The organism is Lacinutrix chionoecetis (assembly GCF_053604665.1).
The window spans coordinates 74,895-94,381 of the sequence record NZ_JBSHNQ010000067.1 but is presented as its reverse complement, the minus strand read 5'-3'; the positions used below and the strand labels follow the sequence as shown (position 1 = coordinate 94,381).

The window sequence follows — 19,487 nt, the reverse complement described above, 5'->3', positions numbered from 1 at the left end:
CAGACAGCATTTTATTATTGTATTCCGTTTAATATCTGTTTAATGTAATTGGTATCTTTCATTTCGTTAAAAACGCCTTCAAAATCATCGTCTTCCATCATTTTTTTAAACTGCGACAAATTGGCGATGTAATCTGCTAATGTTTCAACTACATTGGCTTTGTTTTGTTTAAAAATAGGTGTCCACATAGCAGGTGAACTTTTTGCCAAACGCACAGTGCTTTCAAAACCAGAGCCTGCCATATCAAAAATATCGCGCTCGTTCTTTTCTTTTTCAATTACTGTTTTCCCTAACATAAAAGCGCTAATATGAGATAAATGCGACATGTATGCGATGTGTTTATCGTGCGATTCTGGATTCATGTAACGCATACGCATACCTATTTCTGCAAATAAACCAAGGGCTTTTTCCTGTAATTTAAATGCTGTTTTTTCAACTTCGCAGATAATATTTGTTTTATGCTGAAATAAATTCTGGGTAGCCGCTTTAGGTCCTGAAAATTCGGTTCCGGCAATAGGATGCATGGCTAAAAAATTTCTACGTTTTGTGTGGTTTTCAACAATCTTACATATATCTAATTTTGTAGATCCTACATCTACTACCAGACCAAAGTCTGATATTTTATCTAATATTTTTGGTAGTAATTGAACAGCAGCATCAACAGGAATTGAAAGTATTACTAAATCGGCTTTACTAATATCATCAATTGTAGCTTTTTCGTCAATTATATTTAACTCTAATGCTTCAACTAAATGTTGTGCACTATTATCTATACCATAAATAGTAGTTTCTGGTCGTTTTTGTTTAATATCAATTGCCAGACTACCACCTATTAACCCGACTCCAATTATGTAAATATTGTTTATTCCCATCTGTCTTTTAGACATCTTCCCAAAGGGAAGAATATATTTGTTTTTTTTCTTTCATACTTATTAGGCTAATAAAAACCATTAAAAGCGCTAAACTCTTGCGATTGCTTCTTCAATTTCTTCGGTCGATGCGCATAACGAAAAACGCACATAACCTTCGCCTTGACTACCAAAAATAGTTCCTGGAGCAATAAAAATGTTGTTTTCTTTTAATAGCTTTTCTATAAATTCTTCCGAAGTAAAAAATGGAGGTAACTTTGCCCAAACAAACAATCCGCTTGCATTTTCATCGTAGCTACAATTTAATTTTGTTGCCAGTTCCCATACAAGTTTACGTCGTTGTTGATAGACATTGTTTAAACTCATAAACCATAATTTTGAACAATTTAATGCTTCAATCGCTCCCTTTTGTATGCCATAAAACATACCGGAATCCATATTACTTTTCACCTTTAAAACAGCGTTGAGTAACTCATGATTTCCCAATAACATACCTACTCTCCAACCAGCCATATTAAAGGTTTTACTTAACGAATTGAGTTCTAAACATACTGCTTTAGAGCCTGCAATACTTAAAATACTGATTGGTTCCTCATTTAAAATAAAACTATAAGGGTTATCATTCACTAGCAAAATATCATGCTTTTTTGCGAAGGCTATTAACTCTTTAAACACCGCTCTTGTTGCCTTAGCTCCTGTAGGCATATGGGGATAATTAAGCCACATAATTTTTACTTTACTTAAGTCTTGCTTTTCAAGAGCCGCAATATCTGGACACCAATTATTATGTTCTTCTAAATTGTAGAATATAGGTTTTGCATTTAGCAACTTTGTTACAGACGTATATGTTGGATATCCTGGATTTGGTATTAGCACATGGTCACCTTCATTCAAAAAAGCCATTGAAATATGCATAATACCCTCTTTACTTCCCATAAGTGGTAAAATCTCTGTGGCTGCACTTATATTAACCAGAAAATGTGTTTTGTAAAAATTAGCTATTGCTGTACGTAACTCTGGTAACCCTTGGTAACTTTGGTATTTGTGAGCATTCGTAGCATTTAAACTTTCTGTTATTGCCGTAATCACCTTTTCGGGTGGTTGTAAATCTGGACTGCCAATACCTAAATTAATAATGGGTTTGCCTTGAGACTTTAAAAAATTAACCTCTTTTAATTTTTTAGAAAAGTAGTATTCTTCAACGCTATGTAATCTATTTGCGACTTCCATTATTTTTTTGCGTTTTTGTATTCCCCTAAAACTTTAAAATGTGTTGCCATAATTTCCATTATAGATTTTGCTTTTTTAAAATCCTCATAACCTTCAAAAGTAACATCTACAAAAAAGGAATACAGCCACGGAGTTTCTATTTTAGGTAGAGATTGTATTTTGGTTAAATTTAATTTGCAATCACTCATTACATTTAGGATAGTTGCTAAACTTCCACGTTTATGGTCAAGCTCAAATTTTATTGATGCCTTATTAATTTCATTTTTAGGTAATACAGCATTTTCCCTTTTTACAATGGCAAAACGCGTTTCGTTGTGTTTAATGGTTTGTATGCTTGATGCTAAAATATCAAGTTCGAAAATTGATGCTGCTAATTGGCTTGCTATAGCCGCAACACCTATTAATTGCTTTTCTTTAATATGTTTGGCCACGAGTGCAGTGTCTTTATCCTCAACCAATTTAATGTGTGGATAATTTTTAAAATAAGCTTTGCATTGTAAAAGCGCCATTGGGTGTGAGTGTACCTCTTTTATATCCTCAATATTTTGATTTGGCAATGCCATTAAATGATGCTGAATATCTAAATAATACTCTCCAATGATATGGAGGTTATTATTATCAATCAACGCATAATTAGGAATTATTGAGCCAGCAATTGAGTTTTCTAAGGCCATAATTGCAGCTTCAGTTTTTCCAGAGATTAAGGCTTCAACAGTATCATCGAAAGATAAACACTCATTAATAGCTATGGTTTCTCCAAAATAGTCTTGTGAAACCACATGGTGAAATGAGCCTTTAATACCTTGTATGGCTACTGTTTTTATTGAAACTTCTTTCATTATTAACGACATCTCTAAAATTTTATTTACCCTTTTTTTGCATTAGAAATAGTTAAAAAAAAAGTCCCGATTAAAAATCGAGACTCAGTTTTAAATATATGTTATCTATATTACACATAAGCAGTCTCGTTCTTTCCGTTAAAAAAGAAATAGAACCAGCTAAAATATGTGTTATACGTTTTTTTCATTTTATTTCTGCAAATGCAATTAACTAAATTATATTGCTAAAGTAAATAATTAATTTACAAATCAAAATACTAAAGCATGTATTTTAATGTTTTAGCAGAAGAATTAAAGATTTAAAAAGAAATCATTGTTTAAATTACAGAATGTTTATTTTTGAATAAAGAAACTAAGATGTCTATAAGAGTTAAAAATATAACTAAGGTTTACGGTGAACAAAAAGCCTTAAATAATGTGTCTTTTGAAATAGAAAAGCCAGAGATTGTTGGGTTTCTTGGTCCAAATGGTGCTGGAAAGTCTACCATGATGAAAATACTAACCACCTTTATAAATCCTACCGAAGGAGAGGCCGAAGTTAATGGACATTCTGTAGCGTCTAATGTGGAGCAAGTGCAACAAAGCGTTGGGTATCTACCAGAACATAACCCGTTATACTTAGATCAATACGTACGCGAGTATTTAGCTTTTAATGCGCAGGTTTATAAAGTAAGCAAATCGAGAATTGAAGAGGTCATTACCCTTACTGGTTTAACACCAGAAGCCCATAAAAAAATAAGCCAATTATCTAAAGGATTTAGACAACGTGTTGGGTTAGCTAATGCGTTACTGCACAATCCAGATGTTTTAATTTTAGACGAACCTACTACAGGTTTAGACCCAAACCAATTAGTGGACATTAGAAAACTTATTAAAAACATTGGTAAAGAAAAAACCGTTTTCCTTTCCACTCATGTAATGCAGGAAGTAGAAGCCATGTGCGATCGTGTTATAGTTATTAATAAAGGTGAAATTGTAGCGAATAAAAGACTAAAGGAATTTCGCGAAGGGCAGGAACAAATAGTTATTGTTGAATTCGATTACAGAGTAGAAGAACCTTTTTTAATGCGATTACCCAACGTAAAAAGTGTAAAAAACACCCACGATTTTATTTATGAAATCACTTTTTCTACCAAAGAAGATATGCGTTCTCATGTGTTTGATTTTGCACATGATAATGAGTTGAAGATTCTTCAGCTTAACCAGAAGAATGCGAGTTTGGAGAGTATGTTTAGGGAGTTGACTGCCTAAACTTCTTCCATCTATTATTTTATGTTTATAAGGAAAATATTATTCGTCTAATGACAGTTTGTTAAAGAAAGTTCTTCGTCACTGTATATTACTCAAAAATAACGCGACCTGTATAGAGCTCTTGAATGTTTACAGTTGGCGGTGTATTTACCACTATAACATCTCCTGTACTCACTAAATTTGCTGTTAGCGATACTTGCGGATTTACAGTAATATCATTAGAACCTCTATGTCCAACTATTACGTTTTGAGCAATAAGGTTTCTACCTTCAAATCTGGCATCGCCAGAAGCAAAACTAACCGTTAAATCATTTACAGTACCATCTATATAACAAGTAGATAAATTATTTACTACTACTGTTAATATGTTATTATTAACCTGAATAATAAATAAACCATCGGTATGGAATTCTCCAGAGTCGTCTTCAGAGAGTAAAGTAAGATTTGGGTAGGTTAACACACCATCGCTTCTTGTAGGTAAACCTGTGCTACTTCTAATTTCGGTTAAATTTGGTGCTGTTACATAAATTTTAGTAATGCCAAAATCACGCGTTAAATTACAGCCGTTATTATTGTTCAAAAGTAGTCTTCCGTTTTCTACCTTTACCTCTATCTCGTCCATTAAATATTCGCCAGTTTCTACTAAAACTTTGTATTCTGGACCTTCTTTTACAATAAGTTCAATACGCTCGAAAACGGTAACTTTAGTAAAATCTTCTACTATAAATTCCTTTAAAATAATATCTCCAGAATTTTGAAAACAATCTGGTGCATTCTCGCTATTGCAAGAAACCAAAAGTATAAATGTAAGTATGTATATTATGTTTTTCATATTTGTTTCTTCCGCGAAAGCGTTAATTCTTAAAGTCTTATTCCTATTCCAAATTCTACGCCTTCGGCTTTAGCACCATGAGATTTTAGTGTAATGGCTCCATAAAACTTATCTCCAAAATAACGTTTTAATCCTATTCTATTATAAATTCTGCCTTCAAAATCGTAAGGATAATAGACATAATAGCCTAATTGCGTGATAAACGATAATTTATTAATAAATAATTCATGACCAACAAAAACACCAACGCGTTTGTAATCTTCGTCGCCAGTTACATTATCTAAAGGAAATGCCACAGCATAATATTTTATTAATTCTTTTAAAAAAGTAGAAAAGAAAACATCGGTTCCTACATGCAACGCACTTTTTCTATTAATACGTTTATCGGCATAAGCCGAAAGAATATAAAACGGAAATTGCCCAGAATTATTAACATCACTTTCGTTAATACCACTTCTAAAAGCGAAATTATATTTTATTTTTTCTTTGAAATATTTCTCTTCGGTTGATGCTGTATATTCTGGTTGCTCATTATAACCAAACATATAGTTTGCGCCAATATTAAATGTAAAAGTGTTGGTTGAATTATTTGGCGCACGAAAATTAGCGTTGCTATAATGTATTATAGACACACCAGCCTGAACTCCCAGACCTTTATAAATATTTTGTTTATCGTAATTTAACTGAATGTAGGTAGAACTCAACAAATCTGAACCATAGGCATTGTTTCTAAAGTTAGTAACTTTATCGTAAGGATTTGTTGTGTAAGCAATCCCTTGCGCTATCCTGAATTTTAAATTTCTATTTAAAAAGTAAAAATTGAAATGCGCATACAACCCATAGTTTTCACCAAGAAATTCATTTTTCATATCCTGATATATAAAAGACGCACCATAATCTGGATAGTTATAACGGCTTTCCCATGCTTTTTTACCAAAAGTTTTTTGATTAAAACTTAAAATGACACCTGTTTGATGGTCTGTTATTAAATGCGCTATGTCTGGATTGTGTTCTAAAATGGTACCATAAAAATAACTGGCGTCCACAGTAAAAGGATTACCTTCTTTTTCTTGGGCATCAGAAAATAAGATACATAGAAAGAATATACTGGTAAAAAAGTATTTCATTTAATTTATTTAGTTAAGACCGCAAATGTAAAATAAATTAAATAGACTCTAACGCTATTTATAAATTGGCTTTAAGTTTCTGGCGCTCATTCAACTTCAAGCAAATTAAGCTGAGTTGTTATGGGTATTTAACAACTTAATCTACTATTACCTTTAATATCAAAAGCTTTCGTCCTATTAATAGTAACATTTTGCTTTACACAAATGCTTTTACCACTGCTTTTGGCGATTCTTTTCGGGTTCCGTCGAAACCGTTAATACCGCTAACTGTAGTATATTTTAAAACAAACTTTTTTCCTGGATTTAATATTCTGTAAGCCGATTGACACATTAAGGTAGCTTCATGAAAACCACAAAGAATAAGCTTTAGTTTTCCTTCGTATGTATTAACATCTCCAATAGCAAAGATGCCAGGAATATTGGTTTGGTAATCTACTGTATTTACCTTAATGGCGTTTTTTTCTATGTCTAATCCCCAATCTCCAATAGGTCCTAATTTTGGTGATAATCCAAAAAGTGGAATAAAATAATCTGCTTCTAATCGCATACTTTCTTCATCCTTGGTTATTGTAATGGCTTCAATATGATGGTCGCCATGTAAAGCGGTGACTTCTGCTGGAGTTATTAAATTTATTTTATTTAATAATTTTAATTCCTGCACTTTTTCTACAGAATCTAATGCACCTCTAAACTCGTTACGTCTGTGTACCAATGTGACTTCCGAAGCTATGTCTGACAAGAAGATACTCCAATCTAAAGCAGAATCTCCACCACCAGCGATAACAACTTTTTTGTCTCTGTACATTTCTGGATCTTTAATAAAATAATTAACGCCTTTATCTTCGTATTGCTCTATGTTTTCCAGCTTTGGTTTACGAGGTTCAAAACTACCCAAACCACCAGCAATAGCAACTATTGACGCTTGATGCTGCGTGCCTTTATTTGTTGTTACTATAAAGCTTCCGTCGTTTTGTTTTTCTATAGTTTCGGCACGTTCTCCTAATGTAAAACCAGGTTGAAACTGCTTCCCTTGTTCTAATAAATTACTTGTTAAATCTCCCGCTAAAATTTCTGGAAATCCAGGAATATCATAAATAGGTTTTTTAGGATACAACTCGGAACATTGACCACCAGGTTGTGGCAATGCGTCAATTAAATGGCACTTTAATTTTAACAATCCAGCTTCAAAAACTGTAAATAAACCTGTTGGTCCTGCTCCTATTATTAATATATCTGTTTTAATCATCTTACTTAATTTTTTCTACTAAGCCTTTAGTAAATTCGTTTAATGTTTCAACTTTTTGTTCAAAGTCTCCTTTTATGGTTTTTCTGTATGTATTGAGGTTTTTTACTAATTCGTCAATATTTTCTGGTATAACGTCTTCAAAAAACTGACGCAATCTTTTAGCGGTTGTTGGTGATTTTCCGTTTGTAGAAATAGCTACTTTTACATGTCCTTTAGTGACAATGCCTCCCATATAAAAATCGCAGTATGGTGGATTATCTGCTACATTAACCAGTTTACTTTGCGATCTACAATTGTTGTAAACTTGTATATTAACTTCTGGATTATCGGTTGCAGCAATTACAATATGCTTTTGGTATAAATAGCCAATGTTATAGACGTCTTTTATCATTTTTACGCGACCTGTACTTGCTATTTTTTTTGTACCATCTCTAAACATTGGCGCAACCATAGTGACCTTTGCATCTGGACTTGATTTTAAAAGAAACGTTAGTTTTTCTTCTGCAACAAATCCACCTCCAACAATGAGGATGTTTAGCTGTTCGGCTTTTAAAAAAATTGGATATAGATTATTTCTTTCCATAACAATTAAGCAAAAACAGGTTTTGAAAAATATTTAGCCTTGTTTGCTTTTTCGTACATATTAGATAAATCTACACGCTTGCTAACCACTTCTCCAATTACGATTATTGCTGGCGAAGACAATTGTTTTTCTGCGACAATAGCTTCAATAGTATTAATAGTTCCAATACCTACTTTTTCTTGTGGTGTGGTTCCGTTTTGAATAATAGCAACTGGTGTATTTTGTTTGCCTTCTGAAGAAAAAACCTTTACAATTTCTGATAGTTTTCCCATTCCCATAAGTATTACAAGTGTTGCTGTAGATTTTGCAGCAATAGCAATGTCTTTTGAAATATCATGCGATTTAGTTGTGCCAGTAATTACCCAAAAACTTTCTGAAACATGACGCTTGGTTAATGCAATACCTTGGCATGCTGGGACTGCTGCAGAGGATGAAATACCAGGCACAACAGCAACTTCAATAGCATATTCTTTAGCATACTCTAACTCTTCAGAGCCTCGACCAAATATAAAAGGATCACCTCCTTTTAAACGCACCACATGATTACCTCTTAAGGCACTAATAACAATTAGTTCATTAATTTGCTCTTGTTGATACGCGTAACAGCCTTTACGTTTGCCTACAAAAATAAACTCTGCTTTTTTTGAGGCATAGTCCAATAATTCTTGGTTTACAAGTGCATCGTATAGAATAATATCTGCAGATGCAATGGCTTTAATTGCTTTTAATGTTATTAGTTCTGGATCACCTGGTCCAGCGCCAACCACTGTTAATTTTGGTGTCATAGGTTTAAATTTTAATAGCTAATTGTTTTTCGCGAAACGCTTTTACGGTATCTAAAAACTGATGAGCTGTTTTTATATAATTACTTGCAAAGTCTTTAGTTGGTGGACATACTTTTATTTGATAGATTAACTCTGAAAAAGATGTTCCTAATTGAATGTTATTAGTATCTACATACAACTCATCAAACTGACGAATAATACTGGCTTGCGTATTTGTTTTAATATCTTCTGAAAGCAATATGGCTTTAGCAGCATTTATCATAGAACGATACGCTTCATAGATAGCACTTGAATATACTTTGTTGCTGTAGTGCTGTTTTGCTTCTTCAATTTTTTCTTCACATTCTAAAAATAATGTTGCAATTAAATCGATAATAACACCAGCACATTCGCCAATACCAATAGCTTTAACGTAAGTTTCATTGGTTCCCCAATCAATAAAATAATCTTGTGTTAGGTTGTCTGTATTAGACAAATCTGTAAGTAAATTATAAAAGTACTTTTCACCTTTTTCATTATAATATTCTGCAAATAATTGTCCTGATGCATGGGCTTCGTAATCATTAAGAATACGTCTCAAGGCTTCTGGTCCTCGTTTGCTTGGAATTTTAACCACTTTATCGGCGAAAGTGGCATGTCCATTTCCCTTATTTCCTCCGCCCAAAAGTACCTGCAATGCAGGTATGACTAATTTGTCTTTTGTTCTAATGGACATGCCTTGAAACCCTATATTCGCCATATTATGTTGTCCGCAAGCATTCATACAACCACTAATTTTTATGACTAAATCTTGGTTGGATAAATATTGAGGGTATTCGGTTTTAATAACGCGTTCTAATTCTTCAGCAATTCCTGTACTGCTTGCAATACCTAAATTACAGGTGTCTGTTCCTGGACAAGCAGTAATATCTACTGCCTTATTATATCCTGCTTCAGTGAAACCAAGCTTTTGTAATTCTTGATAGAAAAACGGAATTAAATCTGTTTTTACAAACGGAATTAATATGTTTTGCCTTAGTGTTAATCTTATTTCTCCAGCTGCATATTGCTCAACTAAATTTGCTAACAATCTGGCTTTGTCTGTATAAAAATCGCCTAATAGTACTTTAATTCCAATCGCGACATAACCGTCTTGTTTTTGAGGAATAAGGTTAGTAGATTTCCATAAATTGAAAGCCTTTTGATCTTCAATTAAAACTTTTGGAGCTTTAATATCCACTGGAGTTGAAGTGTTATAATCTGCCTCATTTATAGCTACCGACTTAAATTCTATTGCATTTTGTTCTTCTTCAATTAATGCTCTAAAAGCCTCTAAACCTATATCTTTTATTAAAAATTTTAATCTGGCTTTAGCACGACTTTTACGTTCTCCATAACGATCAAACACTCTTAAAACGCCTTCCATTAAAGGAATAATTTTATCTGAAGGCAAAAAACTGTAAAACTCATCTGCATGTCTTGGTTGCGAACCTAATCCACCACCAATCATCACTTTAAAACCTTTTACACCATCTTTAATTTTGGCAATAAAACCTAAATCGTGCATGTATGATAAACCTGTATCTTCATCTGTAGCAGAAAAAGACACTTTAAATTTTCTACCCATTTCTTGGCAAATAGCGTTTCTTAAAAAGAAACGAAAAACAGCATCTGCATAGGGAGACACATCAAAAGGCTCGTTAATATCGATACCTGCAGTTTCGCTTGCAGTAACGTTTCTAACCGCATTTCCGCAGGCTTCTCTAATAGTAACATTGTCTTTTTCTAACTCTGCCCAAAGCTCTGGAGTACGATTTAAATCCACATAATGAATTTGAATATCTTGTCGTGTGGTAATGTGCAATCTACTTCTGGAATACTCATCAGACACCTCACTAATTCTTCGTAATTGATTGCTTAACACTTTTCCGTAAGGCAGTTTTATACGAATCATTTGCACGCCTTCTTGACGCTGACCATACACACCTCTGGCCAAACGAAGGCTTCTAAATTTTTCTTCGTCTAACTTTCCGTTTTGAAACAGCTCAATCTTATTAGCTAATTCAATAATATCCTTTTCTACTACAGGATTTTCTATTTCGGTTCTAAAACTTTGCATCGCTATAATTATTGAATAAATCCTGCTCCCACAGTATTATTAGATTGAGAATCGATGATAATAAACGACCCATTGGTACGATGATTTTTAAACGCATCGTAAAAAACAGGTTTGTTTAATTTAAAAGAAACCGTTGCTATATCATTCATATTCAAGGTTGTTGTGGTTTCGTCTATTCCTGAATAATCTGGATTTATTTTATGATGAATGGCATTGACTTTAGCCAATACTTTATTTACACCATGTTGAATAACATATTTGCTTCCAGCAGTTAATTGCTTCGCATCCATCCAAGAAATTGTTGCAGTAAATTGCTTGTCTATGGTTGGTAAATCGTTAGCCTTAACAATCATATCGCCACGACTAATGTTAACATCGTTTTCTAATGTAATAACTACAGAAGACCGTCTTGAAGCTGTTTGTACTTTTTGAGTATAAAAATGAATATCTTTTATTTTAGATTTGGTTTGAGATGGTAATACCACAACCTCATCGCCAACATTTAACTCGCCACCATACACTTTTCCTGCATATCCTCTAAAATCGTGAAACGCTTCTGTTTTTGGACGAATTACATACTGCACAGGAAACCTTGGAGTACCCACGTTATAAATATCTTGATTGTCGATAGTTTCTAATTGCTCTAATAAGGTTTGTCCTTTGTACCAAGGTGTATTTTTAGAAGCATTAACCACATTATCACCTTTTAAAGCACTTACTGGAATAAAACTTATTTTTTGATCTTGGTAATCTCTTTTGCGCATTAACGCTTCAAAATCAGATTTTATGGCGTTGTATTTTTCTTCGGAAAAATCTACCAAATCCATTTTGTTAATGGCTACTATTACTGTTTTAATTCGCAATAAATTATTGATGAAAAAGTGTCGGTTAGTTTGCTCAATCACACCTTTTCTGGCATCTATTAAAACAATAGCCACTTGAGATGTTGAAGCTCCAGTAACCATATTTCTGGTATATTCTATATGACCTGGTGTATCTGCAATAATGTAGCTTTTATTGGCTGTAGAAAAATAAATATGAGCGACATCTATAGTAATACCTTGCTCTCTTTCTGCTACCAAACCATCTGTTGCCAAAGAAAAATCTAAATAATCGTAACCTAATTGTTTACTCTTTTTTTCTATTGCCTCTAACTTATCTGATGTCAGTGATTTTGTATCGTAAAGTAAACGTCCTATTAATGTACTTTTTCCGTCGTCTACACTTCCTGCTGTTGCTATTTTTAAAACTTCCATTTTTTATTGGCTTTTAGCTTTTAGCCTTTGGCTACAAGCTTTTTGTTGATAATTCGCTAAAGGCTAAAAGCCAAAAGCTATGAGTAAAATTTGCAAGGCAAATTTCTAAAAATACCCTTGTTGCTTACGTTTTTCCATTGCTGCTTCAGAGCGTTTATCGTCTATTCTTGCACCTCTTTCAGAAATTGAAGACTCTCTAATTTCTTGTACAACACTTAAAATATCTGATGCATTTGATAGTACTGCTGCTGTACAACTCATATCGCCAACGGTTCTAAAACGTACAGTTCGCTCTACAATTTCTTCGTTTTCATCTCTATAAACCACCTCATCATCTGCAGACCAGATTAAACCATCTCTTAAAAAAGTTGCTCTGGTATGCGCAAAATAGATGGATGGAATTTCTATTTGTTCGTTTTGTATGTATGACCAAACGTCTAATTCTGTCCAGTTAGAAATTGGAAACACACGCACGTTTTGTCCTAATTCTATTTGTCCGTTAAGCATATCAAATAATTCTGGACGTTGGTTTTTTTCGTCCCACTGACCAAAATCATCACGCACAGAAAAAATACGTTCTTTAGCTCTTGCTTTTTCTTCGTCACGTCTTGCGCCTCCAATACATGCATCGAATTTAAATTCTTCAATAGCATCTAAAAGTGTTGTGGTTTGCAAGACATTTCTACTGGCATATCTTCCAGATTCTTCTTTTACTTTACCTTCATCTATAGAATCTTGTACATGTCTTACAATTAATTCTAAGCCTAATTCTTTTACTAAACGGTCTCTAAATTCTATGGTTTCAGGAAAATTATGACCTGTGTCTATATGCATTAACGGAAACGGAATTTTAGCAGGATAAAACGCTTTTTGTGCTAAGCGTACCAGTGTAATCGAATCTTTTCCGCCTGAAAATAACAACACAGGTTTTTCAAATTGTGCTGCAACTTCTCGGAAAATATATATGGCTTCGTTTTCTAACGGATTTACTTTTGATGTATCTTTCATCTGTATTTTATTTTTTTAGAGTTTAAATCTTAGTGAACTCACACTAAAATTAGGCGTGCAAACCGCATTCTCTATTGGCTAATTGTTTGGTTGGGTCGAAATAATTAAACTCGTTTGGTAAATTATTTTCTTGGAGATAAACATCTAATTCTTTGTCTGTCCAATTGTAAAACGGACTCACTTTTACCACTCCATTTTTATCTTTAGACACAATATTTATACTATCTCTAAAAGCGGTTTGACCTTTGCGTAAATTAGTAAACCATAAGTCTGGCTTATGCTCAGACATAGCACGTTTAAAAGGCTCAAGCTTTACTTGCTCTGTAAATATTGCATGTTTAGGATCGTCTAATTGCGGAATACCTAAAACCACATCGCGATGTGCTGCTGTTTGTTTTGGCACATATAATTTTACGTTAAGATTAAGTGTATTTATTACTTCCTCTGCATGTTTATAAGTATTTGGAGTATTATAACCTGTATCGCACCATACCACTTTAATGTCTTTTTTAACATCACTTGTTACTTTTAAAATTGCAGCTTCGTATGGTCTAAAATTGGTTGTAACTACTGCAGATTTTGCAAAACTAATGGCCCATTCTACAATTTGTTTAGGTGTCTTGTTACTTAATTTAGTGTTTATTGTATCTAAATCTAAAGCCATTATTTTCCCCATTTTATTTTATTCCAAGCACGTTCATGAAAAAAGTAAAGTCCCATTTTAGATACTAATTCTATTCCACCAATAGATATAGCCATAGCGACCATTCCAGTAATTAGGTAAGAAATTAAAACCGTATCTAATGTCCCTATTACTCTCCAACTAATTGTTTTTAGGAGACTTCTTTTAATTTTTTCTTCGGAAGAACGCTCTTCTTTTTCTTCTCTAAGGTTTAAGCTAAATATCTTTTCCATGTGATCATTTTACATTATCTCTAATTACCCTATAGATTTAGTAGGGTAATAGTGCAAACCTATAAATTTATAGAGAATAAAACACTAATAATAATTGAAAAATTAGACGTAAAAATTGTGAATCTGTTAATTAGATAAATCCGCTAAGGATGTATTTCTAAAAATTTCGAGCGTATTATCTCTTACTTTTAGCATAAGTTTATGTACTGAGCAAGCATCCTCATCGGGACAATCGTCACACTTTTCATAAAAGTTTAAACTCACACAAGGTACCATGGCAATTGGTCCTTCAAGGACACGCATTACGGTGGTCATCGGGATGTCTTTTGGATCTTTTAATAAATAATAACCACCACCTTTTCCTTTTTTAGATCCTAAAAAACCATTTTTACGTAAGGTTAGTAAAATACTTTCTAAGAATTTAAGTGAAATATTTTCGCTTTCTGAAATAGTCGCTATTTGTACAGGTACTTTTCTATCCTGTTTAGCCAAATAAGTAAGCGCTTTAATTCCGTATTTTGTTTTCTTTGATAGCATCTAACAAATATAGATGTTTTCTTTAACTAAAAAACAGCTTCTGCTATCGCCTTAATATTATCGCTTTTTCCCATAGAATAATAATGTAATACTGGAATTCCAGCTTTTTGTAACGCTTTAGACTGTTCAATACACCACTCTATTCCAACTTGTCGCACCTGCTTATTGTCTTTGCATTTAATAATATCCATAATTAGTGCTTCTGGTAAATCTACATGAAAACGATGCGGAATGATATTAAGTTGTTTCTTCGTCGCAATTGGCTTTAATCCAGGAATAATAGGTACTGTTATGCCTTCTGCTCTGCATTTTGCTACAAAATCGAAATATTTTTGATTATCAAAAAACATCTGCGTTACAATATACTCTGCGCCATTTTTAATTTTCTTTTTCAAAAAATGAATATCGCTGTCCAAACTTGGTGCTTCCATATGCTTTTCAGGATATGCAGCAACACCAATACAAAAATTAGTTTCTGAGCAATTTTGCAATTCCTCATCCAAATACAATCCGTTATTTAAATCTGAAATTTGAGACACCAACTCACTTGCGTAGTGATGCCCTTCCTTTTCTGGCGTAAAATAGGTTTCTGTTTTTACAGCATCTCCTCGCAAAGCCATTACATTTTCGATACCCAAAAAATCTAAATCAATTAAAAAATTCTCGGTATCCTCTTTGGTAAAACCGCCACATAAAATATGTGGTATCGCATCCACATTGTACCTGTTCTGTATGGCTGCACAAATACCAACCGTTCCAGGCCGTTTTTTTACCACTTGTTTTTTTAGCAAACCATTGCCAACCTCTTTATAAGTGTATTCTTCACGATGATACGTGACATCTATAAATGGTGGATTAAATGCCATTAACGGATCGATATTATCGAAAATAGATTGAATATGTTGCCCTTTTAAAGGTGGTAAAATTTCGAACGAAAATTGCGTTTTTCCGTTAGCGTTATTTATGTGTTCTGTTACTTTCATAGTATTTCCCACGAAAGTGGGAATCTCATTAATTTATATTCATTTTTTTGGGCGTTACTTTTTGCGATCCTACAAGGTTTTTAAAACCTCGCAGGATCGCAAAAAGTCGGGCTATCTGCTATATCTTTTTATTGGTTCTCGATACAATGCTTCCTGCGGTCGCATCACTCGAACTGACATAAAAAGGATGCCGCTTTTATCCCTAACGTACTAATCAACCAAATTAGGACTCAACCATTTTGAGGCTTCATCAAAACTAATGTTTCTGCGCTTCGCATAATCTTTTAACTGGTCTTCTGTAATTTTACCAAGTCCAAAATACTTGGCTTCTTTATTACCAAAATAATAACCACTTACACTTGCTGCTGGCCACATGGCTAAACTTTCGGTTAACTCAACTCCTATTTCTTCTTCAACGTTTAGAAGTTTCCAAATGGTTTGCTTTTCCAAATGATCTGGACACGCAGGATAGCCTGGTGCTGGACGAATTCCCTTATAATTTTCTTTTATTAAATCTTGATAATTTAAATTTTCATTTGATGCGTACGCCCAATGTTTTGTTCTTACTTCTTTATGTAAATATTCTGCAAAGGCTTCTGCTAACCTATCTGCTAATGCTTTAATCATTATTGAATTGTAATCATCGTTTTCTGCTTCAAATTGCTTGGCTAATTCCGCTGTTCCAAAACCAGTAGATACGCAAAAAGCACCTATGTAATCTTGAATGCCAGTTTCTTTTGGCGCTATAAAATCTGCTAAAGCATGGTTTGGTACACTTTCTCGTTTTTTTAGTTGCTGGCGAAGTGTTAGGAATTTGTAAGTTTTATTTTTTGATGCCTCTACAGGCTCAGCATGGCAATCTATGGCAGTCACTTCTATATCGTCATCATTAATCGTGTTTGCAGGAAACAATCCAAAAACAGCTTTCGCTTTTAAAAGTTTTTCATTAAAAATGCTTTGTAATAATTCCTGAGCATCTGCAAATAATTCAGTGGCTTGTTTACCAACAATATCATCTTTTAAAATATCTGGATATTTACCATGCAAATCCCAACTTCTAAAAAAAGGAGACCAGTCTATAAAATCTTCTAATTTAGTGATATCAAACTCCTGAATGGTTTGGACTCCTAAAGTTTTTGGCTTTACAATTTCGGCTGCTTCCCAATCTATTTTATATTTTTTATTACGGGCTTCTTCAATAGAAATGTATTCTTTTTGTCGTGTTCGGCTTAAAAACTGTTCACGAAACTTATTGTATTCGGCACGAATTTGTTCTTTATAAACCTGACTATTTTCATGTAATAAATCGCCAACAACGGTTACTGCTCTCGAAGCATCGTTTATGTGCACTACAGTGTTTTGGTTGTGTGGTGCAATTTTAACTGCTGTATGTGCTTTAGATGTAGTTGCACCTCCAATAATTAATGGGATAGTTACATTTTGTTTTTCCATTTCTTTAGAAACATACACCATTTCGTCTAACGAAGGTGTTATCAACCCGCTTAAACCAATAATATCTACCTGCTCTTTTATAGCGGTTTCAATTATTTTTTCTGGTGGCACCATGACTCCTAAATCTATAATTTCATAATTATTACAACCCAAAACAACGCTAACAATATTTTTACCAATATCGTGCACATCGCCTTTTACGGTTGCCATTAATATTTTTCCTGCAAATTCTTGTTTTCCGTCTTTTTCGGCTTCAATAAAAGGTTGTAAATAGGCAACCGCTTTTTTCATTACTCGTGCCGATTTAACCACTTGTGGCAGAAACATTTTCCCGCTGCCAAACAAATCACCAACCACGCTCATTCCAATCATTAAATGGCCTTCTATAACCTCAATTGGTCTTGTGGTAATTTGTCTTGCTTCCTCAACATCTTCAATAATAAAAGCATCAATTCCTTTTACTAAAGCATGCGTGATTCGGTTTTGAAGTGGTTCGTTTCGCCATTCTTGAATTGCAACATCTGCTGTTTTATATTGGTCTTTTACGGTTTCAGCATAGTCTAATAAACGCTCTGTAGCATCATCTCGCCTGTCGAATAAAACGTCTTCCACACGTTCCAGTAAATCGGGATTAATTTCATCGTAAACTTCCAGCATTGTTGGATTAACAATTCCTAAATTCATTCCGTTTTTAATGGCATGATATAAAAATGAAGAATGCATGGCTTCGCGAACCGTATTATTTCCACGAAAGCTAAAAGAAACATTGCTCACACCACCAGAAACGTTTGCGTGCGGCAAGTTTTCACGAATCCATTTTGTGGCATTAAAGAAATCTAATGCGTTTTTTCTGTGTTCTTCCATGCCTGTTGCCACAGGAAAAATATTAGGATCGAAGATGATGTCTTGTGCTGGAAAACCTACCTCATTAACTAAAATATCGTAGGATCGTTTGCAAATTTCAATACGTCTTGTGTAGGTATCAGCTTGTCCGTCTTCATCAAAAGCCATTACAATTACTGCAGCGCCATAACGTTTTACTAATTTTGCCTGATGCTTAAAAGTCGCCTCACCTTCCTTTAAACTTATAGAGTTTACAACCGATTTGCCTTGTACAACCTTTAATCCGGCTTCTATAATTTCCCATTTAGAGCTGTCAATCATTATTGGAATTCGGGAAATATCTGGCTCTGATGCAATAAGGTTTAGGAAAGTTGTCATGGCATAAACACCATCAAGCATGCCTTCGTCCATATTAACGTCTAAAATTTGCGCACCACCATCGACCTGATCTCTGGCAACTTCCAGAGCTTCGTTGTATTTTTCTTCTTTTATTAGGCGAAGAAATTTTCTTGACCCAGTTACATTGGTACGTTCTCCTACATTTATAAAATTACTTTCTGGCGTTACAACGAGTGGTTCTAATCCCGAAAGCGTTAAATATTTCTTACAGTCAGATTCTGCCATTATACGAATTCTTGAATTAATCTTGGTTTGTATTTCTGAGCGACATCTGCAATGGCTTTAATATGCTCAGGATTTGTACCGCAACAACCTCCAATGATATTAATTAAGTCGTCTTTTAAATACGACTCGATATAACTTTGCATTTGTTGTGGTGTCTCATCATACTCTCCAAAAGCATTTGGTAGTCCAGCATTTGGATGTGCTGATGTGTAAAACTGTGTTTGGTTTGACAAGCGTTTTAAATAGGGTTGCAATTGTTTGGCACCAAGTGCACAATTAAACCCGACACTTAATAACGGAATGTGAGATACTGAGGTTAAAAAAGCTTCTACCGTTTGCCCAGACAATGTTCTGCCTGAAGCATCGGTGATAGTGCCAGATACCATAATTGGAATATTGATTTGGCGTTCTTCTTTTACTTCTTCAATAGCGAAAAGTGCAGCTTTTGCATTTAGAGTGTCGAAAATAGTTTCTACTAAAAGTACATCTACTCCTCCATCGATTAAAGCTTCAGTTTGTTGTTTATATGCAATACGTAATTCGTCGAATGTAACTGCTCTGTATTCTGGCTTGTTAACATCTGGACTTAAACTTGCTGTTCTGTTTGTGGGACCAATACTTCCTGCTACAAAACGTGGTTTATCTGGATTTTCTTTAGTAAAGGTATCAGCCACTTGCTTTGCTATTTTAGCAGACTCATAATTTAATTCATAAACTAAATCCTCCATATTGTAATCTGCCATTGCAATGGTAGTACCAGAGAATGTATTAGTTTCTACAATGTCTGCGCCAGCTTCAAAATATTTTCTATGGATTTCGGCAATGGCTTCTGGTTGTGTTAAAGACAACAAATCGTTATTGCCTTGCAATGGCGATGGATAGTCTTTAAAACGTTCGCCTCTGTAATCAGCTTCCGTAAATTTATAGCGTTGCAACATGGTTCCCATGGCACCATCGAGCACTAAAATTCGCTGTTGTATTGCTTGATAAATAGTATTCATTTTCATTA

At 34.0% G+C, this 19,487-nt stretch carries 18 protein-coding genes; 1 reads left to right on the top strand and 17 read right to left on the bottom strand.

Going from position 1 to position 19,487, the window contains the following annotated elements; genetic code table 11:
* Positions 1–14 precede the first annotated feature (14 nt).
* The 3 genes from ACVC43_RS04275 to ACVC43_RS04265 form a co-directional block, all read right to left on the bottom strand.
* Entirely contained in the window at positions 15–887 is an 873-nt protein-coding gene (locus tag ACVC43_RS04275) for a prephenate dehydrogenase (protein ID WP_452223332.1), read from the bottom strand.
* 72 nt (positions 888–959) lie between these two features.
* Positions 960–2,102, bottom strand: a complete 1,143-nt coding sequence (locus tag ACVC43_RS04270; protein WP_452223342.1) for a pyridoxal phosphate-dependent aminotransferase — start codon at positions 2,100–2,102, stop codon at positions 960–962.
* Complete coding sequence (locus ACVC43_RS04265) at positions 2,099–2,950, bottom strand: prephenate dehydratase (RefSeq protein WP_452223331.1); 852 nt, start codon at positions 2,948–2,950, stop codon at positions 2,099–2,101. Before ACVC43_RS04265 ends, ACVC43_RS04270 begins: the two co-directional genes overlap by 4 nt.
* Before the next feature lie 345 nt (positions 2,951–3,295).
* Between ACVC43_RS04265 and gldA the strand changes: the two genes are divergently transcribed.
* Positions 3,296–4,189: a gliding motility-associated ABC transporter ATP-binding subunit GldA gene (gldA, locus tag ACVC43_RS04260; protein WP_452223330.1), complete on the top strand. Its 894-nt coding sequence runs from the start codon at positions 3,296–3,298 to the stop codon at positions 4,187–4,189.
* Positions 4,190–4,277: 88 nt separating this feature from the next.
* On the opposite strand, the gene ACVC43_RS04255 is transcribed toward gldA, so the two are convergent.
* The 14 genes from ACVC43_RS04255 to ACVC43_RS04190 all read right to left on the bottom strand — a co-directional run bounded on the left by ACVC43_RS04255 (position 4,278) and on the right by ACVC43_RS04190 (position 19,479).
* On the bottom strand, positions 4,278–5,021 hold the full coding sequence (locus ACVC43_RS04255) for a head GIN domain-containing protein (RefSeq protein ID WP_452223329.1): 744 nt from the start codon (positions 5,019–5,021) through the stop codon (positions 4,278–4,280).
* Between the two features lie 29 nt (positions 5,022–5,050).
* Positions 5,051–6,148, bottom strand: a complete 1,098-nt coding sequence (locus tag ACVC43_RS04250) for an acyloxyacyl hydrolase (protein WP_452223328.1) — start codon at positions 6,146–6,148, stop codon at positions 5,051–5,053.
* Between the two features lie 196 nt (positions 6,149–6,344).
* The gene (locus ACVC43_RS04245; RefSeq protein WP_452223327.1) at positions 6,345–7,394 is read right to left on the bottom strand and encodes an NAD(P)/FAD-dependent oxidoreductase; all 1,050 of its coding nucleotides are present in this window, start codon (positions 7,392–7,394) and stop codon (positions 6,345–6,347) included.
* A 1-nt stretch (position 7,395) separates the two neighbouring features.
* On the bottom strand, positions 7,396–7,977 hold the full coding sequence (locus tag ACVC43_RS04240; RefSeq protein WP_452223326.1) for a precorrin-2 dehydrogenase/sirohydrochlorin ferrochelatase family protein: 582 nt from the start codon (positions 7,975–7,977) through the stop codon (positions 7,396–7,398).
* A gap of 5 nt (positions 7,978–7,982) precedes the next feature.
* Positions 7,983–8,762 carry a uroporphyrinogen-III C-methyltransferase gene (cobA, locus tag ACVC43_RS04235; protein WP_452223325.1) on the bottom strand — a complete coding sequence of 260 codons (780 nt, stop codon included), beginning with the start codon at positions 8,760–8,762 and terminating at the stop codon, positions 7,983–7,985.
* A gap of 4 nt (positions 8,763–8,766) precedes the next feature.
* The gene (locus tag ACVC43_RS04230) at positions 8,767–10,860 is read right to left on the bottom strand and encodes a HEPN domain-containing protein (RefSeq protein ID WP_452223324.1); all 2,094 of its coding nucleotides are present in this window, start codon (positions 10,858–10,860) and stop codon (positions 8,767–8,769) included.
* Positions 10,861–10,868: 8 nt separating this feature from the next.
* Positions 10,869–12,116 (bottom strand): sulfate adenylyltransferase subunit 1, encoded by a 1,248-nt coding sequence (locus tag ACVC43_RS04225; RefSeq protein ID WP_452223323.1) that lies wholly within the window; start codon positions 12,114–12,116, stop codon positions 10,869–10,871.
* Positions 12,117–12,221: 105 nt separating this feature from the next.
* Complete coding sequence (gene cysD / locus ACVC43_RS04220) at positions 12,222–13,124, bottom strand: sulfate adenylyltransferase subunit CysD (RefSeq protein ID WP_452223322.1); 903 nt, start codon at positions 13,122–13,124, stop codon at positions 12,222–12,224.
* A 49-nt stretch (positions 13,125–13,173) separates the two neighbouring features.
* Positions 13,174–13,788 carry a phosphoadenosine phosphosulfate reductase domain-containing protein gene (locus tag ACVC43_RS04215; RefSeq protein WP_452223321.1) on the bottom strand — a complete coding sequence of 205 codons (615 nt, stop codon included), beginning with the start codon at positions 13,786–13,788 and terminating at the stop codon, positions 13,174–13,176.
* On the bottom strand, positions 13,788–14,039 hold the full coding sequence (locus ACVC43_RS04210; protein WP_452223320.1) for a DUF2061 domain-containing protein: 252 nt from the start codon (positions 14,037–14,039) through the stop codon (positions 13,788–13,790). Before ACVC43_RS04210 ends, ACVC43_RS04215 begins: the two co-directional genes overlap by 1 nt.
* Before the next feature lie 126 nt (positions 14,040–14,165).
* A complete protein-coding gene (locus tag ACVC43_RS04205) occupies positions 14,166–14,576 on the bottom strand; it encodes an RrF2 family transcriptional regulator (protein ID WP_452223319.1) in 411 nt (136 codons plus the stop codon).
* 26 nt (positions 14,577–14,602) lie between these two features.
* Positions 14,603–15,559 carry a methylenetetrahydrofolate reductase [NAD(P)H] gene (gene metF / locus ACVC43_RS04200; RefSeq protein ID WP_452223318.1) on the bottom strand — a complete coding sequence of 319 codons (957 nt, stop codon included), beginning with the start codon at positions 15,557–15,559 and terminating at the stop codon, positions 14,603–14,605.
* Positions 15,560–15,769: 210 nt separating this feature from the next.
* Entirely contained in the window at positions 15,770–18,478 is a 2,709-nt protein-coding gene (gene metH / locus ACVC43_RS04195; protein ID WP_452223317.1) for a methionine synthase, read from the bottom strand.
* Positions 18,478–19,479 carry a homocysteine S-methyltransferase family protein gene (locus ACVC43_RS04190; protein ID WP_452223316.1) on the bottom strand — a complete coding sequence of 334 codons (1,002 nt, stop codon included), beginning with the start codon at positions 19,477–19,479 and terminating at the stop codon, positions 18,478–18,480. Before ACVC43_RS04190 ends, metH begins: the two co-directional genes overlap by 1 nt.
* Between the last annotated feature and the right edge of the window lie 8 nt (positions 19,480–19,487).